The organism is Sneathiella marina (assembly GCF_023746535.1).
GTDB lineage: Bacteria > Pseudomonadota > Alphaproteobacteria > Sneathiellales > Sneathiellaceae > Sneathiella > Sneathiella marina.
Map to the genome: position 1 here is coordinate 1,529,557 of NZ_CP098747.1, position 20,785 is coordinate 1,550,341.

The window sequence follows — 20,785 nt, forward strand, 5'->3', positions numbered from 1 at the left end:
AAAGCTATCAAATTAGAAGGAAAATGAAGATGCGCGTTTATTACGACAGCGATGCCGATGTAAATCTGATCAAAGGCAAAAAAGTTGTCATCGTTGGCTACGGTAGCCAAGGGCATGCCCATGCAAACAACCTGAACGATTCAGGCGTCAAGGAAGTCGCTGTTGCGTTGCGCGAAGGATCTTCCTCCGCTGCGAAAGCTGAAGCAGCTGGCCTTAAAGTAATGACACCGGTGGACGCAGCGAAATGGGCTGATGTTGTCATGATGCTGACACCAGATGAATTGCAGGCCGATATTTACGAATTGGATCTTGCACCAAATATGAAGCAGGGCGCCGCTCTCGTTTTTGCTCATGGATTGAATGTGCATTTCAACTTGATTGAAGCCCGTAGTGATATGGATGTGTTCATGATCGCGCCAAAAGGCCCTGGCCACACTGTGCGATCCGAGTATCAGCGTGGCGGTGGAGTACCATGTCTTGTTGCGGTTCATCAGGATAGCTCAGGAAATGCATTGGATATTGCCCTTTCTTATGCTTCGGCAATCGGCGGTGGCCGCGCTGGCATTATCGAGACAACCTTTAAAGAAGAATGTGAAACCGACCTTTTCGGTGAGCAAGCTGTTCTTTGTGGCGGTTTGGTAGAATTGATACGCGCCGGTTTCGAAACACTTGTTGAGGGCGGCTATGCGCCGGAAATGGCGTATTTCGAATGCTTGCATGAAGTGAAGCTGATTGTGGACCTGATTTATGAAGGTGGCATCGCAAACATGAACTACTCCATCTCCAATACAGCGGAGTATGGTGAGTATGTAACAGGACCGCGTATTATTACGCCGGAAACCAAGGCGGAAATGAAGCGTGTTCTGGATGACATCCAGACAGGAAAATTCACTCGCGACTTCATGCTGGAAAACAAGGTTCGCCAGACCAGCTTTAAGGCAATTCGGGCCCGGAACGATGCCCATCCAATTGAAGAGGTTGGTGCCCGTCTTCGGGCCATGATGCCGTGGATCGCGGAAGGCCGTCTGGTCGACAAAGCCAAAAACTAATAATACGAATAGTTACTCTGACAAAGCCGGCATTTATGTCGGCTTTGTTATGTTCAGCCTCGTCACACTCTGTTATGCTAGCATCTGCTATCTTTGTCTTTCATAAAGAGAGTATTAAGATTAACGGAATTTGCGTAAATGATCCCTCCCGAGGAGAAATCGTTTGCCTGAAAGCCTTGAAAAATCGTAAGTAAGATTATTGAAAAAGGTTGGAAAAAATTAACTATCTTCTGCGATAAACATTAGGCTGTTGTAATAGCTCATCTGTATAGAGCATCGTTACAGCGTAGTAAAATAATATCGGCACTAGGAAAAATGGGGCATTAGTTCAACTTTTCCAAGCACGAAAAAGGTGCCAGGTAATATTTAGGTATTGGGTTTTGGGGGCAGTCATTGCGTCCAGTTGAAATTGGTGAATGAGGCGAATTAATGTTTTCCAGATTACTCGGTTGGATGTCTGCCGATATGGCAATAGACCTAGGTACAGCAAATACGCTGGTATATGTAAAAGGTCGCGGTATTGTTCTTAACGAACCTTCAGTTGTAGCGATTCTTCATAACAAAGGGAAAAAGCAGGTTCTTGCTGTTGGCGATGAAGCTAAAATGATGTTGGGCCGTACACCTGGAAACATTGAAGCTATCAGACCGTTGCGCGATGGTGTGATTGCCGATTTCGAAATTGCTGAAGAAATGATCCGGCATTTTATTCATAAAGTACATAAACGCCGTAGCTTCGCCCGCCCTTTGATTATTATATGTGTTCCTTCCGGATCGACGGCTGTAGAACGAAAAGCAATTAAGGAAGCCGCTGAAAACGCAGGAGCCCGCCAGGCGATCTTGATCGATGAGCCAATGGCCGCGGCGATCGGCGCGGGTCTCCCGGTGACGGAGCCTACCGGGTCGATGGTTGTCGATATCGGTGGTGGAACTACAGAGGTTGCTGTGTTGTCACTTGGTGGTATCGTTTATTCGAAAAGCGTCCGGGTTGGCGGCGACAAGATGGATGAAGCTATTATTGCCTATATCCGCCGTAATCATAATTTGCTTGTCGGCGAGAGTTCAGCTGAACGGATCAAAAAAATGATTGGCTCTGCCTGTCCACCGGAAGACGGCAACGGGGAAACCATGGAAATTCGGGGTCGGGATCTTATGAACGGTGTCCCGAAAGAGCTCGTGATCAGCGAGCGCCAGGTTGCAGAAGCCCTCGCTGAACCGGTGGGTGCTATTATTGAAGCTGTTAAAGTTGCATTGGAGCATACAGCGCCGGAATTAGCTGCAGATATTGTTGATAAAGGTATTGTTCTGACAGGCGGTGGTGGATTGCTTGGAAATTTCGATCATGTATTGCGTCACGCTACCGGGCTGCCGGTCTCGATCGCAGAGGAGCCACTTTCTTGTGTGGCTATTGGAACGGGCAGGGCGCTTGAAGAACTTAAAACTCTGCGCCATGTTTTAAGCGGTGAATCAAGCAGCTTTTAATTTGCTTAACTAAAATCAGGGTTACCATTGGAGTGCGGGTGAATGGCACCTCGACAAGGAAGAGTTTTTAATCTGGCATGGCCGCTGAAGACAATTGTTCAGCGGTTTGCCTTTTTAGCCCTTGTTGCAATATCCATTGCTCTGCTTATCATTGGTAAGGCTAATATTGCCGGGATTGAAAAACTTCGAATGGCCACCGCAGATGTTGCGGCACCAATTCTTGCAACGATTTCGCAGCCCGTAGACGCCTTCAATCAGGCCGTAGAGCGTCTCCAGAAACTTACGAATATAGTTGAGGAAAATGAACGCCTGCGGGAGGAAAATGCCCGCTTGTTGAAATGGCAGGCAGTTGGCCGCTCCCTTTCACAGGAAAATGAAAACTACCGGCAACTTCTCAATGCACTTTCAGATCCGCTTGTTCTTCCAATTACAGCCCGGGTGGTAGGAGATTCCGGAGGACCGTACGTCCGGACGTTGCTGTTGAGCGCTGGACGACGTGATGGTGTACGCATTGGCCAGGCCGTTGTCGGCCCCTTAGGGTTGGTCGGGCGGATTTCTGAAGTTGGAGAGCGGTCTGCGCGCGTCCTTCTCCTGACGGATTTGAATTCCCGTATACCCGCGGTTTTGGAAAAATCTCGGCATAAAGGTATTCTTGTCGGAGATAATTCGACGTCTCCCTCGCTGGAGTTTTTGCCAACAACTGCGGTGGTTGTAGCTGGTGATCGTATTGTGACATCAGGAGACGGGGGCATGTTGCCCGCCGGCAGGCCAATTGGGATTGTATCTTCGGTTTCGGAAAGCAAGATACGCGTTCAGACATTTACAGATTGGAGCAGGCTGGAATATGTTAGTGTCCTTAGATATGATTTGCCCGGTATGAGCAGCCCCGATGATAATCCCGGCGACCTGGGCGAAAGCAGATTGGGTGGAAAGTGACCTCTACACTAACATATCAGCTTAATCGGTTACTGCGTGGAAGTACGCCTTTCGTTTTAACTCTTCTGCTGGCATTACTTAGTGTCGTCCCTACCGGAATTTCAGGTTTTGCAATTGTTACACCGGCATTCGTCTCCATTTCCGTTTTCTATTGGAGTATTCATCGACCTTACCTGATGTCGGCGCCCCTTGTTTTTCTAATCGGTATTTTTTCGGATTTTCTAACCGGCGCTCCCTTGGGCCTGACGTCATTGATGTTATTGGTAATTCATGGAATTGCGTTATCGCAACGACGGGTTTTTATTGGAAAGGCTTTTCTGCTCACATGGTGGGGATATTTGCTTGTCGCTTTTGGTATTGCCGTTATTAGCTGGCTGGTCACCTGTCTGTATTCACTTACCTTAATACCGCTTACGCCAATCATGACCCAATTTTTTCTGACGCTACTTGTGTTTCCCCTTTGTGCGTGGGGATTTGGGTTTTTGCAAAATAGCCTGTTGAGGCATACGTAAAATGGCGAAGGATCAACATAAGGAAAAGGGCCGTTTATTTACGCGGCGCGCGCTGATGATGGCCGGTGGTCAGGCTGCCTTGATGTCAGCTCTTGCTGGCCGCCTATATTATCTTCAGGTTCTTCATTCCGATCAGTACACGACGATGGCCGACGAAAACCGGATGAATATCCAGTTGCTTGCGCCACTTCGCGGACAGATTGTCGATCGTTTTGGTGTGGAAATTGCCAGTAACCGTCATAACTATCGTGTTGTCTTAATCCCGGAGCAAACTAAAAGCGTTGAAGATACGCTTGAAGCCCTGGCGCAATTTGTTCCTTATGACGAAATTGACCGTGAACGCGTCCTCAAAGAAGTAAAGAAGAAGCGGAGCTTTGTGCCCATTCCGGTTGTCGATAACCTGACATGGGATCAATTTGCACGGATCAACGTTCATAGCCCGGACTTGCCGGGGATCCAAATGGATGTGGGGGCTACTCGAAATTATCCTTATGGCGACTTATTTGCCCATATAGTTGGATATGTTGGCGCAGTGTCCGAAAAAGACTTGCAGACATTGGAGGCGGACCCGCTTCTTGAGTTGCCGGAATTTCGCATCGGGAAAAGCGGTATAGAAAAATTCTACGATAAACCGCTTCGTGGCAAAGCAGGCTATAGCCGGGTAGAGGCAAATGCTTATGGGCGAATAATTCGTGAGCTAAACCGCGAAGAGGGTACACCCGGGACAGAGGCAGTTTTGACCATTGATAAAAAGCTGCAGGAATTCACGGCGAAACGTATGGGGACCGAAAGCGCCGCTGCTGTAGTGATGGATATTCACAGCGGCGACATCCTGTCCATGGTATCCGTACCGGCTTTCGATCCAAACGCCTTTGCTAACGGAATAAGTAGTAAAGAGTGGAAAGAGTTGGTTTCAAATTCCAAGCGGCCTCTTGGAAACAAAGCGATCGGCGGGCAATATCCTCCCGGATCCACATTTAAGATGATCGTCGCACTTGCAGCCCTGGAAGCAGGTGTGATTGTGGATAGCCACGAAGTATTTTGCCGTGGTCATACAAATTTGGGTAAGCATCGATTTCATTGCTGGAAGCGCGGTGGGCACGGAAAACTAAACCTGGAAGATGCTATCTCTCAATCCTGTGACATTTATTTTTACGATATCGCACGCAAAGTCGGTGTCGATCGTATCGCGGAAATGGCTCATAGATTTGGACTTGGCGAGAAATTGGATATCGACATTCTGGGGGAACGCGCTGGGTTGATCCCGACAAAAGCCTGGAAATATGCGGTTCAAGGTGTGAAGTGGCAGGTGGGCGAAACCTATAACGTTGGTATCGGGCAAGGGTTCGTCTTAACGACACCGTTGCAGCTGGCGGTCATGACGGCCCGGCTTGCCAATGGCGGGAAAATTGTGAATCCCAGGCTGGTTAGGTCTGTAGGTGGCAGAGATACTGATGCGCCTCTATTGGGAGACCCCGTCGCCTCGGACCTTCCGTCAATCGGAATTACTCCCTCATCACTCAGGACGGTGCTTCGGGGCATGAATAAAGTGGTGAATGGAAAGCGGGGGTCTGCGCGTGCGGCGAAGATAAAGACAGAGGGCTGGGAAATGGCCGGTAAAACCGGAACCGCCCAGGTTCGCAGAATATCGAAGAAAGAACGAATTGAAGGTGTGCGCAAGGCACATGAAAAACCCTGGGAAGAGCGGGATCACGCTTTGTTTGTCGGCTTTGCGCCGTACAATGATCCCAGATACGCGGTTGCAGTGATCGTTGAGCATGGCGGAAGTGGCTCAAAGGCTGCAGCACCGATAGCCCGCGACTTGCTGCAAGAAACATTGCGTTTGGACCCTTTGAGACGTCCGAGCCATGATGTTCTTGCACGGCGCAAGCCGGGAGACACGGATGCTTAGGGAACTCGGCGAGAAAAATGTAAATATATCCCTGACGCAAAAAATATGGGACATGAATTGGGGTTTCATATTGCTGATCTGTGCAACCGCATCGGTTGGATTCTTGATGCTTTACTCGGCAGCCAATGGAAATCTGGATCCCTGGGCCTCTCGTCAAATGATGCGCTTTGGCATGGGTTTGATTTTGATGTTCGTTGTTGCATTGGTTGATATCCGGGTTTGGCTTAATCTCGCTTATCCCCTTTATGCTGTCGCCCTTCTGATGCTTGGCGCCGTAGAAGTTATGGGCGTTGTTGGAATGGGTGCGCGTCGATGGGTCGAAATAGGCCCCATTCAGCTGCAGCCTTCTGAAATTATGAAAATAACGCTGATAATGGCGATAGCGCGCTACTTTCATAATATTGGACTGGAGGATGTCAGGAAAATTCGCTGGCTCATACCACCTCTGCTCCTCGTGGCCGCACCAGTAGCTCTTGTCCTTCGGCAGCCAGACCTGGGCACAGCTTTATTATTGATTGCCGGGGCAGGGATCGTCTTTTTTGTTGCCGGAGTTAGTTTATGGATGTTTGCGGCCGTTATCGGCATCGCGGTGCCGACGATCTTCTTTGGATATCAATTCCTTCATGAATATCAACAAAAACGTATCCTGACTTTTCTGAACCCTGAAAACGATCCGTTAGGAGCAGGTTACCATATTCTTCAATCCAAAATCGCTCTGGGCTCCGGGGGTGTTTTTGGCAAGGGCTTATTGCAGGGAACCCAGAGTCATCTAAATTATTTGCCGGAAATGCGGACTGATTTTATTTTTAGTATGCTTGCTGAAGAATTTGGCATGATCGGCGGCCTGCTTTTGTTCGCTTTATATGTTCTTCTCATTGCCTATGGCTATGCCATTGCTTATCGGTCTCGAAATCATTTCGGTAAGTTGCTGGCAATCGGCATGACAGGCGTTTTCTTTCTTTATATCTTCATCAATGTCGCGATGGTTATGGGTCTGGTTCCTGTCGTTGGTGTCCCATTACCGCTCATTTCATATGGCGGTACCGCAATGCTCACGCTGCTTATCGGTTTTGGCTTGACTATGAGCGTTTACCTGCATCGCGATGTTGATATTCCCGGCAAGCGGTAGAAATATTTTGATGCCTGTCAATTGGCTGAGAATCTATATCTAGATATTAACCATAATTGGCAATAAAGTAAATTTGGGTGCCGGAATTAACTATATATCTTAATTATAATATGCAATTTATCTTCGATAATTGCCTGATTAATTCCCTTTATTTTCTGTGGGATGCATCGGAAAGATCTGATAATAGCTAGAAATTTACATTATTTACAATGGGTTATGGTATTTCTACATATATGAGAGAAAAGAGTATCAATAATTCACTTGTTGACTTATCCACAGCTTAAATCGTATAAGTAATTAATAAAGATACGAAAATTTTATGCGTTTTTTAATTATATTTCTAACGGCATATATAGTTGAGTAGGAAATTAGCGATGAAAAATTTTTTAGCGACTTTAGCAATTTTAGCATTTACGGCCACAAGCGCCCAAGCAGCCATTATTACTGAATTATCAGACAATTTCGACAGCGAGGGAACGCCGCAAGCGAATTATGCGGGCTTCACAAATTGGGATATTACGGAAGGTACCGTCGATCTGGTAGGTCCGGGCTATTTTGCTAACCTTTGCCGCGAAGCACTCGGTGATAGCTGTGTTGATCTGGATGGCTCGACAAAGGACGCTGGTGTGATGACGTCCAAAGATGAGTTTGCAGCCGGTACATATGATGTATCCTTTTGGATATCTGGTAATCAGCGGACCGGCACAGATGTTGTTGAATTTTTCTTCGGTGATTACGTTGAAACATTTGAACTTGCTTTCAGTGATCCATGGGAATTAGTTGAAAGAACTATCTCGCCGTCTGGTCCCGCACCAAGGTTTGGTTTTGAATGTGTCGGTGGTGATAATATTTGCGCTGTTATTGATGATATCGAAGTGAAAATTTCGGCAGTACCGCTTCCAGCAGCACTACCTCTCTTTGGTGCAGCATTGATAGGCATTGGCCTTTTGAGCCGGCGGAAAAAAGCCACTGCTCTTCGGCGCGGATGATATTCGGTCCATATAGAAAATCAGGCGGTCTTTAAGACCGCCTTTTTTATGGCTGCAGCTCGGCCTGTCTTCGCTTTGATCCTCTTGCGCCATCATGACCTTTCAGGTAACGTTTTAACTCTCCAGAAGCTGCTTGTTGGCAGTCCCCGGGGGCGCTTAGCTCAGTTGGTAGAGCAGCTGACTCTTAATCAGCGGGTCACAGGTTCGAACCCTGTAGCGCCCACCATTTAAATGGTTGAATTTACGCCTGCTTTACTCCGCGCGTGTAGCATTTAAGGTGTTATCGTAATTCTGAGCAGGGATACTGTTGTGCAATTAAGGAATCTAATCTCTTAAGTTTCATCTCGGCAAAAAACTCGATTTGTTCAAGTCGTGTTCCTCAGTGTTTCCGTCCTACAAGTCAATACGATATGCATCCTGTATAATATTACCGACGTTGAAGTTCATGTTGCGATGAATGATAAGGCGACAAAGTTCTTCAGCGCAATCAAGTAATTCCCAGTATGCGATGGTGATGCCCCGTCGGCTATTGTCGTTTTCGGGTGAATGTCAAATCTACATCCGGATTTTACCAAATTCGAACCACGCCCAAGTCATATCCATACTCAATGTAATGCAATGTCCGTTACAATGTAAACGGGAATTAGAATTGACCACAATATGCCATGCTGTTATTCAGTCTAAATAGAAGGGGGGAGAATAATTGATCAAGTATCATTGATAAAGATTGGTGCTGAATTTGCGAGTTACTTCCAATTTAGAGCGTAGTTGAAATATTGAGCACACCAAATATGAGTATTTATAAATTTGAAGAAGCAGGTAATACTGCTTATGATTTGCCAGGTTGTCGGGCCGCACCTAAACTACGTATTGCTCTATTACAAGGGCCAGTCGGGCCCTTTTTTAATCATTTAAAAGTGAAACTTGAGCAAAGCAACTTTGATGTTTGGCGCGTCAGTTTCAATGCTGGTGACGCATTATTCTCTCGAAGAAAGCGAAGAATAAATTTTCGAGGTAATAGTGAGGATTGGAGAAATTGGTTCTTGGAATTCGTGATTTCTCAACAACTGGATTTTATTATTTTATTCGGTGCAGAACGACGTATCCATCGGGTCGCGAAAGAAGTGGCGAAAGCAAGAGGAGTGCCACTAATTTCACTGGAGGAAGGGTATCTACGTCCGGGATATATAACAGCTGAGCTAGATGGAAATAACGCGACTTCTCCCTTGGCGGGGAAACTGCCGTCTGAAAATTTTGTACCAAAGAATGATACGGCTTTGTTGCCAATTGATTTCAATGGGCTGCGCAAGATGTTATTTTATGCTGCTGCTTATTATACTGTTCAATCAGTGTTCACTTTCGGAAAACGTAAAGAGCTTCTTCACCGCTCCATATCTCTACATCGCGAAACGTTTTACTGGTTCCGTAATTTATATCGTCGAATTACTTCAGGTTCCCATAATCTCTCGAAAATAGAAAATTTGGTGAAGCATTTTTGCGGAAAATACTATTTGGTTCCGCTTCAAGTCGCTGCAGATGGGCAAATACAATTCAACGCTCTGGGCTGGAGCGTTGAAAAATTAGTTCTTCAATCCATAAATTCTTTTGCGAACAGCGCACCGGGATATTGTCGATTGGTATTTAAGATTCATCCGATGGAGAGGGGGCACAGCAATTGTAGAAAGCTGATTTTACGCAGGGCTGCGAAATTAGGTATTTCTGACCGCGTAGATGTTATTGAAACTGGCTCTCTAGGTCTTCTAGCCCAACACGCTGCGGGGATGATTACTATAAACAGTACGTCCGGGCTTTCTGCAATCTATCACGGGACACCACTGATGGTTATCGGAAAGGCGATATATGCAAACGAAAAGCTCGCTTGGTGCGCGCATGGAGAACCGAATTTCGATTTATTTTGGAAGGGTAGTTTCGCAGCGAAAAGTTCCTTGCGAGAAAAATACCTTCTTTGGATTAAGGAAAAGGCTTTGATCAAGGGTGATTTTTACTCAACAAGGGGAATAGCGACGGCTTGCGATAATCTTGTAGCGAGGCTTGAATGCACCGAATTTTAGCACTTTGTATATTTACATTAATCTTGGGTGGTTGCGCTGAAAATAAGTGGCAATTTTCTGATGCCTCTAAGTCCATTGTGTCGAAGCCAATGGACGGGCTGGCGTCACGAGAATTGAAAAAAAACACGGGGGTAGCGGCGCGGTTTCAGGGCTTTAGTTATGAAAAAATAGCAATGTTTGTTGAAAACGCTGAGCAAAGAAAAACGGAAATAGTGCCGGTAAAATCGGGCGAACACATCACCTTGAAGTTTGCCAAATCGTACATTTCCGCGGGAAACCATCTCTGCAAATTGTTTGAGTTCTCCCAGTTTAAAGAAATGGAAGAACAGCAATTTTCTGAATATGTCTTTTGCTATCTTAACGATCGCTGGGAGCTTTTAGCTCCTTTGAGTTATCGCGAAGGACAGCGGGAAATTTTTAATGCACTAAAAGTTGCATTTATTTTGCAGGAAGATCCATGAACGGTATTGCCAAAAATAAGGGAATTTTTCTGGAGAATTATTCTTTCGGACGAGCATTGGGAGTCCAGATTCGAGTTGTCGGCGCCCTTACAATGCGTGAATTGCAAACGCGTTACGGGCGCGACGGGTTAGGCTATTTATGGGCGTTGTTGGAGCCTCTTGTCCTGCTGGTAGTATTATATCTGGGGTTTACCCTATTAGGCCGTACGCAGCATGCGGGTATGGATCTGGTGCCGTTCCTGGCCGCCGGAATTGTTACCTTCACCTCCATCAGGACGACAGTGGGTCGACTTTCTAGTGCAATCGAGAGCAATAGAGGCTTGCTCATTTATCCACATGTGACGCCTTTGGATACCATGATCGCGCGCGCTGTATTGGAAACTGCCACTTTTATTGTTGTTTTTATAATCATCATTGGAGGCGCTTGGTTAATCGACCTATCATCGTTTCCCTCAGACGCCTTTGGTATTGTTACTGCATTGTCAGCTGCAATGTGCCTCGCTTTCTCCTGGGGAATGGTTCAGTGGGGATTGTGCGTAATTTGGCCAACATTCGATAAACTTACTACGGTGCTCTGGCGCATCTTACTGTGGACTTCTTGCGTTTTTTACACGCTGGACGATGTTCCACTCCAGTTTCGACATTACCTAGAGCTTAACCCGATCGTTAATATTATTGAGTTGCTAAGGTCAGCCTTTTTCAGTGGATATCTCTCACCTATTACCTCTTATGGCTATGTAAACTGCTGGATACTCGGTTTTTCGTTTCTAGGGTTGTTCTTTGAAAGAACCCTAAGAGGCCGGGCTTTGATGTCATGATTATTCTTGAGAATGTCACGAAATCATATCCTCTTACACGCGGTAAAAATATCGTTTTGGATAATATAAATATAGAGTTATCAACAGATCGCAATTTAGGCATCCTTGGTCGGAATGGCAGTGGAAAATCCACATTAATTCGTTTGATTTCCGGCGCAGAGGTGCCAACGAGTGGCCGTGTTCTAACGCAATGCCGGATATCTTGGCCACTTGCTTTCGGCGGTGGTTTTCAAGGAAGCCTTTCGGCTCTTGATAATATCCGTTTTGTTTCCAGAATTTATGGGGCGAACTGGCAACATGTTGTCAAGAAGGTGGAAGATTTTGCCGAACTTGGACCGTATTTAAAGATGCCTGTGAAGGCACTTTCCTCTGGCATGCGAGCCCGTCTTAACTTTGGGCTTTCTCTTGCGATAGAATTTGATGTCTATCTTGCAGATGAAATTCCGGGGGTTGGTGATCGGCGGTTTAAAGCCCGATTTAAGGACGCTTTCGACAAACTTCGCTCTTGCGCGACTCTTTTCATTGTTTCTCATGACGTTAATACAATTCGAAATCATTGCGATACGGCACTCCTCTTAAATGCAGGAAAATTAGAGGCCTTTAATGATGTCGATAGAGCACTGGAGGTTTATAACCGCCCATGAATAAGATCGTTGATATTCCTGAGGCAAAATCTGATGTATTTGCTCACAATACAGTCAATAGGCCTGTTTCAAGAAGTAATTTTCCAAAGAGATCATCGAAATTGAGATTGCTGTGGCGGTCCAAATATTTCTGGGCTGGAATATTTATCATACTGCCAACTTTAGTATCAGCGATTTATTATTCAACCATAGCGGCGGATCAATATCAAACTGTGTCGTTAATCTCCATCAGATCGTCGCAAACCGCCGGAGCAAGCTCCTTATTAGGTAATTTTTTTGGGATGGGTAATATCAGCCAATCTGCCTTAGATGCAAATACTGTCTCGCAGTTTATCATGTCCCATGATGCCGTAATGAAGCTCGATGAAGAGCTGAATTTAAGGAAAATGTTTTCTTTCCCCAAAGAAGATTTTTTCGCTCGGTTGCCTGCCGATGCCACATTTGAGAGACTTGTGGAGTATTATGAAAACATGATTGATGCAACCTTTGATAGTTCTTCTGGGATTACGACTATTAAAGTAAAGGCATTCAGGACAGAAGATGCGATGGCAATCAGCTCGGCACTATTGCGAATAAGTGAAGAATTAATCAATGGATTTAATCTGCGAGCCGAGAAAGATACGCTACATCTTGCAAGGGCTGAGTTCGATAAAGCAGCCGACAATTTATCTGATGTGCGGCGGCGACTGACAGACTTTCGAAGTAAGCATCATGAAATTGACCCCACGGCTAGTACTGTAGCCATGGGGTCTATCATAGCAGGCTTAAGTCAGGAATATGCAGAGACATCAACGAGCCTAACAGAGGCCATTTCTTTTATGAATCCAGATAGTTTGCAGGTCGAGGTGCTTCGCAAACGATTGAGAGCATTAAAAAAGCAGATCAATGAAGAGAAAATGAGCCTAACAGGAAATGAAGGCGCTATGTCAGACATACTAGCAGAGTATGAAGCGTTAGAACTGGACCATGAATTAGCGAACTTAGCGTATACCTCAGCGATCGGCTCCTTGGAAAGCGCAAGAATTGAAGCTCAAGGAAAGCGAAGCTATGTCGTTCCGGTTGTTTCACCCCATGTTGCAGACGAGGCGGAGTACCCTCGAAAAATCCGTAACATATTTTTTGTCCTAATTGGCAGTATCGCGATATTTGGTGTCTGCAGGTTGATTTTTCTAGGGGTACGTGACCATGTCATGCATTAAGCCCATTGCCATTTTGGCGGCACTGGCGTTCAGTATTACGAACGTATTCGCACAGTCCTTGGCTCCGATAACAACGGAAGGCATCATATCTCCTGATGATACTGTTCTACCGAAAATATCTCCTGATTTACCGACCTCGAGTTTACCTCGGGCGGGCAAAGTCAGCGGGAGCGAAGACTTGCGTCCGTTTGGCGCTGCCCTATTTGACAGCCCAATTGTAACAGCCTCTGCCGGTCCGAATCCTGATTATGTCGTCAATGTTGGTGATGAGATATTAGTTCGTATCTGGGGATCATTAACTGCTGACATACGTACTGTCGTGGATCAACAGGGGAATATTTTTATTCCGCAGGTTGGTCCCATTGCTGTGTCTGGAGTTAGGGCGGGAGAAATTTCAAAGTATGTCGAAAAGCCAATAAGCAAGGTATTTCAAGACAATGTTGCGGTATATGTAACTTTGATGCAATGGCAATCAATTGGCGTATTCGTATCCGGATTTGTGCAACACCCAGGGCGCTATCCAGGTATTTCAACGGAATCTGTATTAGAATTTTTGAGTCGGGCTGGCGGTATTGATGAAGCTCAGGGGAGTTTTAGAAATATAAGTATCCTGCGCAAGGGTAAGACAATCGAAAAGATAGATCTGTATGATTTTCTTCTCGGTGGCATTTTACCAAGGGTGCAATTTCGAGATGGAGATACCATTTTCGTAGGCTCGCAGCTGCCCACGATCGCCGTATCCGGAACTGTGCGCAACGGCTACTGGTTTGAAACTAATATTGAAGGAGGGATGAGCGGTAATGCTTTGATACCGTTAGCTCGGCCCTTGCCACAAAGTACATATGCGAAATTGATCGGAACAAGAGCCGGTCAGCCTTTGACAAAATACATACCGCTTGCACAAGTAAAAGATCTAACGTTTGAGGATCAAGATCAGTTGGAGTTTGTGGCGGATGCGCAAATAAATTCCTTAACGATTGAAATTACCGGTTCGTATGAGAGTCCTTCCACTCTTGTTACGGACCAAAATGCAACGCTCAAGCAGGTGTTAAACTATATTGAAATTGATCCGAGTTTAGCCGATACGTCAGCTGTCCACATCCGCCGACAGAGCGTTGCGCAGCAGCAAAAAGTTTCTCTAGAGATGTCGCTTGATCGACTGGAGCGGTCGCTCCTGGATATTCCCATAGCGACTGAAGGTGAGGCTGCGATCAGGAAAGCGGAGGCTGAACTAGTTTCGAAATACATAGCAAGAGCCAGAACCGTTACCCCGGACGGAACAGTTGTCGTTCTCGACTCATCGGATGAAATGGTTGATTTGCCACTGGAAGACGGCGACACGATAGTTATTCCAAGAAAACGTTCCGTTGTTATCGTGAGCGGTGAAGTGCTGGCACCGCAGGCAATCGTTTACGAAAAAAATCAATCAGTGAAGAACCTCATCAAAAGAGCTGGAGGATTTACCGAGCGTGCTGATGAAGAAAAAATAATCATCAGAAAAACAAATGGTCAAGTATTCGTAACGGTACCCGACAGTTTGGTCTCTCCCGGGGACGAGATATTTGTGATTCCCAAAATTGAATTCAAGACATTTCAGTTCACAAAAGACATCGTCCAGATTGTCTATCAAATTGCAGTTGCAACTGGAGTGCTAATCGGAATTTTGTAGTTTTTATAATCCAAGTGATTTTTCTAGCGCCAGACTGGCGGTTAGTTTTAACAAATATTTGAGGACGATATGCATCATATTGATACTAATTCAATTTTTTCAAATTTCTTTGATAACAAAATAATAGCTGTCACGGGTGGAGTGGGCTCTGTTGGTGTTGAGCTAATAAGTAAGTTGCTAGACCATGGTGTGAAGGAAGTACGATGTATAGATAATAATGAATCTGCGTTATTTGAACTCGGGAGCTTTTACTGTGCAGATGAAAGGTTACGAATTTTTCACGCTGACATTACGGACGAATGGGAAATGCTCAGAGTATTTGGCTCTGTCGATTATGTTTTCCATGCAGCGGCCTTAAAACACGTACCTTCCTGCGAAGTTAGTCCTTTCAGCGCAGTGAATACAAACATTATTGGAATAAAAACAATCATTCGTTCCGCTCAAGAGAACGGCGTTAAGAAAGTTCTGTTTACATCATCTGACAAAGCTGTGAGCCCGACCAATGTCATGGGCGCATCAAAGCTTATGGGCGAAAAGCTATTTATCGCGGCAAATTTCATGGCTGTTGGTCCTGATGCGACCACTCTGTTTTCCAGCACACGTTTTGGAAACATTGCTGGCTCCAGTGGGTCGGTAATTCCGCTCTTTTGTGATCAGATTCAAAAGGGAGGGCCTGTGACCATAACAGATACCAAAATGTCACGATTTATGATGGGTATGTCTCATGCAGCGGATTTGGTACTGAAAAGTATGGTTTATAGTCAAGGCGGTGAAATTTTAATAACAAAAATGCCCGCAATGATGATTTCAGATATTGCGGATGTTTTGATCGAAAAAATAGCTCCTCAATTTGGATACGATCCTTCCAAAATTGAGAAAAGAATTATTGGTGCTCGCCTTGGTGAGAAGCGATGGGAAGAACTAAGTACCGATGAAGAAAGCAAGCGTATTCTGGAAAATGACAACTACCTTTGTGTTCTTCCGGCGCAATGCAATAACACTGAAGAAGTCCGGGATCACTATCTTCAATTAGGCTTCAAAGATTCTAGGTGCGTTTACACGTCGGAAACAGCGTCGAAGTTGAGTAAACAGGAAGTGTTTGACTTCCTCCGGCAGCCTGGAGTCTTACCATTTTCCCTCCGCACCCAGTTGTTGGATAGCATTCGTCTAGTCGATGCACCTACGGTCCCGTGTGAAAAAGAAACAACTGGTTTCGCGGTGAGCGGCTAACAAGTCGCAACAATCAAATATTTACAAGTACTATTGGAAAAATTATGAAGACTCTAATTCTAGGCGGAGACGGATATTTGGGTTGGCCGACAGCAATGCATCTGTCCGCACACGGCCACGAGGTTATGGTTGTCGACAATTATTTGAGACGTAACCTTAGCCGAGAAACTGATTCCGACCCGCTTTTTGATGTTCCGAACCTGCATTGTAGATCCGAGTCTTGGCTGCAAAAATCCGGGAACAATATTGAAGTTCGTATTGGCGATCTTACTGACTGGGAATTTTCAAAAGACGTATTTAATGAATTTAAACCTGATGCTGTTGTTCATTACGCGGAACAACCATCTGCACCATATTCTATGAAAAATAGAAACACAGCTGATTTGACGCTCAAGAATAATCTATTTGTGACATTTAATATTATACAGGCTGTTCATGAAATCGTTCCGGATTGTCATATCGTGAAATTAGGTACGATGGGAGAATACGGTACGCCCAATATTGATATTGAAGAAGGTTGGCTGCATGTTGAGCATAAGGGCCGGAAACAGAAATTTTTATACCCCCGAGCTGCAGGCAGCCTATATCACACCACAAAAGTCTTGGATACTGATCTACTTTGGTTCTATGTCCGGACTTGGGGATTGCGTGTTACCGATCTGATGCAAGGACCGGTCTACGGTTTGGAGACATATGAAAATGTAGGCGAAGAAGCTCTTCTTTCTTTTTTCAATTATGACGAATATTTCGGAACCGTGATTAATCGGTTTATGGTTCAAGCGATTGCTGGATACCCGCTTACGGTTTACGGGAAAGGCGGCCAAATCAGAGGTTACCTCAATATTAAAGACACGTTGCAATGTGTGAAGCTTTCAATCGAAAAGCCTGCGGAGGCGGGCGAAATGAGGGTTTTTAATCAGTTTGTTGAGACATTCAGTGTCAATGAAATTGCGTCACTTGTTAAAAAATCAGGCGAGCGGCTTGGCATTGATGTCGAAGTGCAAAACCTTCCAAATCCCCGTATCGAGATGGAAGAGCATTACTATAATCCAATCCATAGTGCACTCGAAAACCTCGGTTTGAAACCACATCTACTCACGGAAGAAGTGGTGGATAACATGATGAAATTGATATTGACCTATAAGGATAGAATTAAAACGAATTGCATTTTTCGAGGTGTAAAATGGGATCGGTAACCAAAATATGATGGCCAGATCTAGAGCACGTCGCTTGTCTCGAAAAGGCGAGCATAATGCGGCTTTGATATTATCCGCTGGTCAGGATATTGAGATTCTGTCTCGGGCCGGAATGCATCTAAGTGTTCTGGAAAAAACCGACGCGCCTTCCATTTACAGGGCGATTGCCCTTGCTCAAACCGGAAAGTCGGAAGAAGCACTGGAAATGGTTTCTAAATTTCATAAGCACCCTCTCGCGAGGGTATTACTTGGCCAGTTAGCGACGAAGATACCTGAACAGGTAATTGAATTTTTGGATAATCGGCCTGGATGGATACATACCAATCTTTATTGTAAGGCAAGAACCTCGACTTCTAGTCCCATAATGGAAAATATACTGAAAATCTCGCCTCCGCTGGCTGTATTCGTTGCCCAGCAATCCGGCCAGCAAGAACTTGCTCAAGAGCGTTTTGAAAAAATTTTTACAGATGCAGAGCTGACAGTGCCCGAAGGATGTTGGGATGAAAATCAACTTACTATACATTCCATTTGTTGTGATCCCGAAGAAGTAGGTACAGTGAAGGATGGGCCTCTGGTGTCGGTCGTTCTCACCGCCCATAATGAAGAAGCTTATCTTTCCACAGCTTTACAGTCACTCTTGAAGCAGTCTTGGCAGTCACAGGAAATTATTGTTGTTGATGACGGCAGTACGGATAACACATTTGGGGTAGCACTGGATTTTCAAAAACGGGATGCTCGCATTCGGGCATATCGCCTAGGCGAGAATGTTGGAATCTGGGCGGCAAAAAACTTTGGCATCACGAAATCTACGGGCGATTTCATTACGATGCATGACGCCGATGACTGGTCTCATCCCGCCAAAATTTCTGCCCAAATAAAACCTTTGATGACCAACCGAACCATCGCCTGCTCTTCATCATATTTTCTCCGGATTAACGAGGAAACGGGGCAATTATTCTCAAGAAATGCCGAAAATTTTCTCCGATGGAATCCTTCCTCACTGCTGTTTCGTAAGCAATTGGTCGATGAAGTAGGCCTATTTCAAACGTCCGGTTTGGGCAAAGATTGTGAATTCGTCGCTCGAATAGAGAATAGATTTAGTTGTAAAAAACATGCCCGAATTCGCAAACCCTTATCGCTCGGCCTATGGCGTAAAAACGGATTATCAAACAAGCTTAGAGACGGCGAAAAAGCAATGGACCGCCTTGAGCAATGGGAAACCTGGCGGCGGGAGCACCTAAACTTTCATTCAAATTCCAAGAACATCTATTCAACGTTCTTAAGTTTATAGAAACTCGAATTCAATTCTATTTTTGGTAATAACAAATGACAAAAAAATGGGTAATTACAGGCGGATGCGGCTTCATCGGTTCGGCACTGATAGCGAAACTGACAAGGGACGTCGATAACGCTGTTCGTGTGATAGATAATCTTTCTGTGGGAAGCATTAAGCCTTTAGAGAAACTGAATATTCCTATTGTACACGCAGATGTTATGAAGATGCCCATTTGGCAAAAAAATGTACTTCAGCATTTCGAGATTGATATCCGGGATCAGGATCGTGCTCTTAAAGTGACAGAGGGCGCAGACATAATAGTTCATTTAGCCGCAAATACGGGAGTTGGCCCTTCCGTAAGTGATCCGCGGGCTGACTGTATGTCTAATGTTATCGGTGTGTTTAACTACCTAGAAGCAGCACGACTAAATAGCGTGCCGCGCTTTATCCTCGCATCCAGTAGTGCAGTAGTGGGAGACACCACATCTCCGGTTCATGAGGAGAAAGTGCCTCATCCGACCTCACCTTATGGGGCAAGTAAGCTTTGCGGAGAAGCGTATTGCTCCGCCTATTTTCAGACATTTGGTATTGAGACAGTGGCGCTGCGATTTGGAAATGTCTACGGCATAGGCGCAGCGCATAAAGAAAGCGTTGTCAGCAAATTTATGAAAACACTGTTGCAACAAGATCCGTTGACAATTTTTGGTGACGGCTCTCAAACACGCGACTTTATTTACATCGAGGATTTGGTCGAGGCAATCACCGCTGCCGCTGTTGCATCGGATGTTGGAGGCGAAGTCTTTCAAATTGCAACCAATCGGGAGACATCGGTGAATGAACTAGTCGATGTCATTTCGTCAACGGTTGAACAGAAAGGTTACACCCGTCCCAAGATACTAAACCAGTCGAAACGAATAGGAGACATAATGAATATTTATTCTGATACGAGCAAAGCGCGGCAGAAGTTGAATTGGAGATCGAAGACGGCGCTGCAAAGAGGGATTGAAGATACATTTGATTGGTTTGTAAGTGAGCAAAAACAATGACGCATTTGTGTTTCATTTAAATGGCTTCCTAGGTTTTTTGCCATCGCAAAAATCCAAACATAATCACCGCTGAATAGGAGATAAATTGATGTCATCAAAAGTTATTTGGGAAAATGTTAAGCAATGTAATTATTGCGGCAAGAGTGATTTCTTTCTTTTCATGAGGTCAACTGAACCTCATTGGACAGGAGATGAGCCTTTAACGATGATGGAATGTAAAAATTGCGGTCTTGTTTTTGCATCCCCCCGACCGAATGCCACTCAGTTTAATAAAAATTATTTAGTAGGGGATGAGAAAGCACGCGCAGTTTTAGAGCGCAAAAGAAATCGGCCAAATGTGAGGGCTCTTCACCTAAATCATGTGAAAAAAGCTCTTGAATTCCATGACAATAAGGCAACGTCATTATTTGATATGGGATGTGGTGCGGGTACAATTATGGAAGCCGCGAAAGAATTGGGACTGGATGCTGAGGGAAATGATATAAATCTTGCTGCAATTAATGAGCTTCGTGAGTTGGGTTTCAATGCATATCATGGATTTACAAATCAACTGGAACTTCCAAAAAACAACTTTGATATTGTTATAAATTTTGATTATTTAGAGCACTCGTATAATCCTTACGAGGATCTAAAAACTTGTAATGAAATATTAAAAATGGGGGGTCTTCTTTCCTTGAAGACGCTTTACTTAGATTGTCCGGACCATATCTTGAAATCTGATAGATATCAGCTATTTAGAGCTTGCCATTATCATTACTTTTCTGCAAGAAACTTGGCATCCATGGTCTATAAAGCTGGTTTTGAAATCTTGGAACTTAATTGTAATAATTTGATCTTTATAATAGCTAGAAAAATGGTTGAAGCATCAAATGATAGGCCAATCGATTACTACGACTATAAAATTATAGATACCAATTTAAAGAAAGAAAAAAAGGTTACGCATAGAAAACGTAGTGTTTCTATCGTTAGCCGTGGATTAAGTACACCATTTAAGGCTAGCGACATTGGTCTTCATTAGGGGCGCAAATATTAGACGTTTTATGATGGTATGAGAAAATATTTGACCTCGTTATTTAAGTCTTTTAGCAAATTCAATTTCTATAATCCTCGCTTAATTTGGGATGGGTTGCGGAGTAATCCAGAAGCTCGTCCCAAGTTATCGTTATCA

At 44.8% G+C, this 20,785-nt stretch carries 18 protein-coding genes and 1 tRNA gene; all 19 read left to right on the forward strand.

What is annotated here, in order from left to right:
• Positions 1-29 precede the first annotated feature (29 nt).
• The 19 genes from ilvC (at position 30) to NBZ79_RS07440 (ending at position 20,635) form a co-directional block, all read left to right on the forward strand.
• Positions 30-1,049, forward strand: coding sequence for a ketol-acid reductoisomerase (gene ilvC, locus NBZ79_RS07350; protein ID WP_251936933.1), 1,020 nt, complete (start codon positions 30-32; stop codon positions 1,047-1,049).
• Between the two features lie 429 nt (positions 1,050-1,478).
• A complete protein-coding gene (locus NBZ79_RS07355) occupies positions 1,479-2,528 on the forward strand; it encodes a rod shape-determining protein (protein ID WP_251936935.1) in 1,050 nt (349 codons plus the stop codon).
• 42 nt (positions 2,529-2,570) lie between these two features.
• A complete protein-coding gene (mreC, locus tag NBZ79_RS07360; protein WP_251936937.1) occupies positions 2,571-3,464 on the forward strand; it encodes a rod shape-determining protein MreC in 894 nt (297 codons plus the stop codon).
• A complete protein-coding gene (gene mreD, locus NBZ79_RS07365; RefSeq protein WP_251936939.1) occupies positions 3,461-3,976 on the forward strand; it encodes a rod shape-determining protein MreD in 516 nt (171 codons plus the stop codon). Before mreC ends, mreD begins: the two co-directional genes overlap by 4 nt.
• A 1-nt stretch (position 3,977) precedes the next feature.
• Positions 3,978-5,888 carry a penicillin-binding protein 2 gene (gene mrdA, locus NBZ79_RS07370; protein WP_251936940.1) on the forward strand — a complete coding sequence of 637 codons (1,911 nt, stop codon included), beginning with the start codon at positions 3,978-3,980 and terminating at the stop codon, positions 5,886-5,888.
• A complete protein-coding gene (rodA, locus tag NBZ79_RS07375) occupies positions 5,881-7,017 on the forward strand; it encodes a rod shape-determining protein RodA (protein ID WP_251936942.1) in 1,137 nt (378 codons plus the stop codon). The genes mrdA and rodA overlap by 8 nt, the downstream gene beginning before the upstream one ends.
• Before the next feature lie 374 nt (positions 7,018-7,391).
• On the forward strand, positions 7,392-8,006 hold the full coding sequence (locus NBZ79_RS07380; protein ID WP_251936944.1) for a VPLPA-CTERM sorting domain-containing protein: 615 nt from the start codon (positions 7,392-7,394) through the stop codon (positions 8,004-8,006).
• A 150-nt stretch (positions 8,007-8,156) separates the two neighbouring features.
• Positions 8,157-8,232 (forward strand) — tRNA-Lys (locus tag NBZ79_RS07385).
• A gap of 565 nt (positions 8,233-8,797) precedes the next feature.
• A complete protein-coding gene (locus tag NBZ79_RS07390) occupies positions 8,798-10,078 on the forward strand; it encodes a capsular polysaccharide export protein, LipB/KpsS family (RefSeq protein WP_251936946.1) in 1,281 nt (426 codons plus the stop codon).
• On the forward strand, positions 10,063-10,539 hold the full coding sequence (locus NBZ79_RS07395) for a hypothetical protein (protein WP_251936948.1): 477 nt from the start codon (positions 10,063-10,065) through the stop codon (positions 10,537-10,539). Before NBZ79_RS07390 ends, NBZ79_RS07395 begins: the two co-directional genes overlap by 16 nt.
• On the forward strand, positions 10,536-11,357 hold the full coding sequence (locus NBZ79_RS07400; protein WP_251936949.1) for an ABC transporter permease: 822 nt from the start codon (positions 10,536-10,538) through the stop codon (positions 11,355-11,357). Before NBZ79_RS07395 ends, NBZ79_RS07400 begins: the two co-directional genes overlap by 4 nt.
• Positions 11,354-12,001 carry an ABC transporter ATP-binding protein gene (locus NBZ79_RS07405; protein ID WP_251936952.1) on the forward strand — a complete coding sequence of 216 codons (648 nt, stop codon included), beginning with the start codon at positions 11,354-11,356 and terminating at the stop codon, positions 11,999-12,001. Before NBZ79_RS07400 ends, NBZ79_RS07405 begins: the two co-directional genes overlap by 4 nt.
• A complete protein-coding gene (locus tag NBZ79_RS07410; RefSeq protein ID WP_251936956.1) occupies positions 11,998-13,200 on the forward strand; it encodes a KpsE/RkpR family capsule polysaccharide export protein in 1,203 nt (400 codons plus the stop codon). Before NBZ79_RS07405 ends, NBZ79_RS07410 begins: the two co-directional genes overlap by 4 nt.
• Positions 13,187-14,869 carry a polysaccharide biosynthesis/export family protein gene (locus tag NBZ79_RS07415; RefSeq protein WP_251936958.1) on the forward strand — a complete coding sequence of 561 codons (1,683 nt, stop codon included), beginning with the start codon at positions 13,187-13,189 and terminating at the stop codon, positions 14,867-14,869. Before NBZ79_RS07410 ends, NBZ79_RS07415 begins: the two co-directional genes overlap by 14 nt.
• A 69-nt stretch (positions 14,870-14,938) precedes the next feature.
• Positions 14,939-16,099, forward strand: a complete 1,161-nt coding sequence (locus tag NBZ79_RS07420; RefSeq protein ID WP_251936960.1) for a polysaccharide biosynthesis protein — start codon at positions 14,939-14,941, stop codon at positions 16,097-16,099.
• A gap of 44 nt (positions 16,100-16,143) precedes the next feature.
• The gene (locus NBZ79_RS07425; protein WP_251936961.1) at positions 16,144-17,295 is read left to right on the forward strand and encodes an NAD-dependent epimerase/dehydratase family protein; all 1,152 of its coding nucleotides are present in this window, start codon (positions 16,144-16,146) and stop codon (positions 17,293-17,295) included.
• Between the two features lie 364 nt (positions 17,296-17,659).
• Positions 17,660-18,586 carry a glycosyltransferase family 2 protein gene (locus tag NBZ79_RS07430; RefSeq protein WP_251936963.1) on the forward strand — a complete coding sequence of 309 codons (927 nt, stop codon included), beginning with the start codon at positions 17,660-17,662 and terminating at the stop codon, positions 18,584-18,586.
• A 35-nt stretch (positions 18,587-18,621) separates the two neighbouring features.
• Complete coding sequence (locus NBZ79_RS07435) at positions 18,622-19,617, forward strand: NAD-dependent epimerase/dehydratase family protein (protein WP_251936965.1); 996 nt, start codon at positions 18,622-18,624, stop codon at positions 19,615-19,617.
• An 88-nt stretch (positions 19,618-19,705) separates the two neighbouring features.
• A complete protein-coding gene (locus NBZ79_RS07440; protein ID WP_251936967.1) occupies positions 19,706-20,635 on the forward strand; it encodes a class I SAM-dependent methyltransferase in 930 nt (309 codons plus the stop codon).
• Positions 20,636-20,785: the final 150 nt, after the last annotated feature.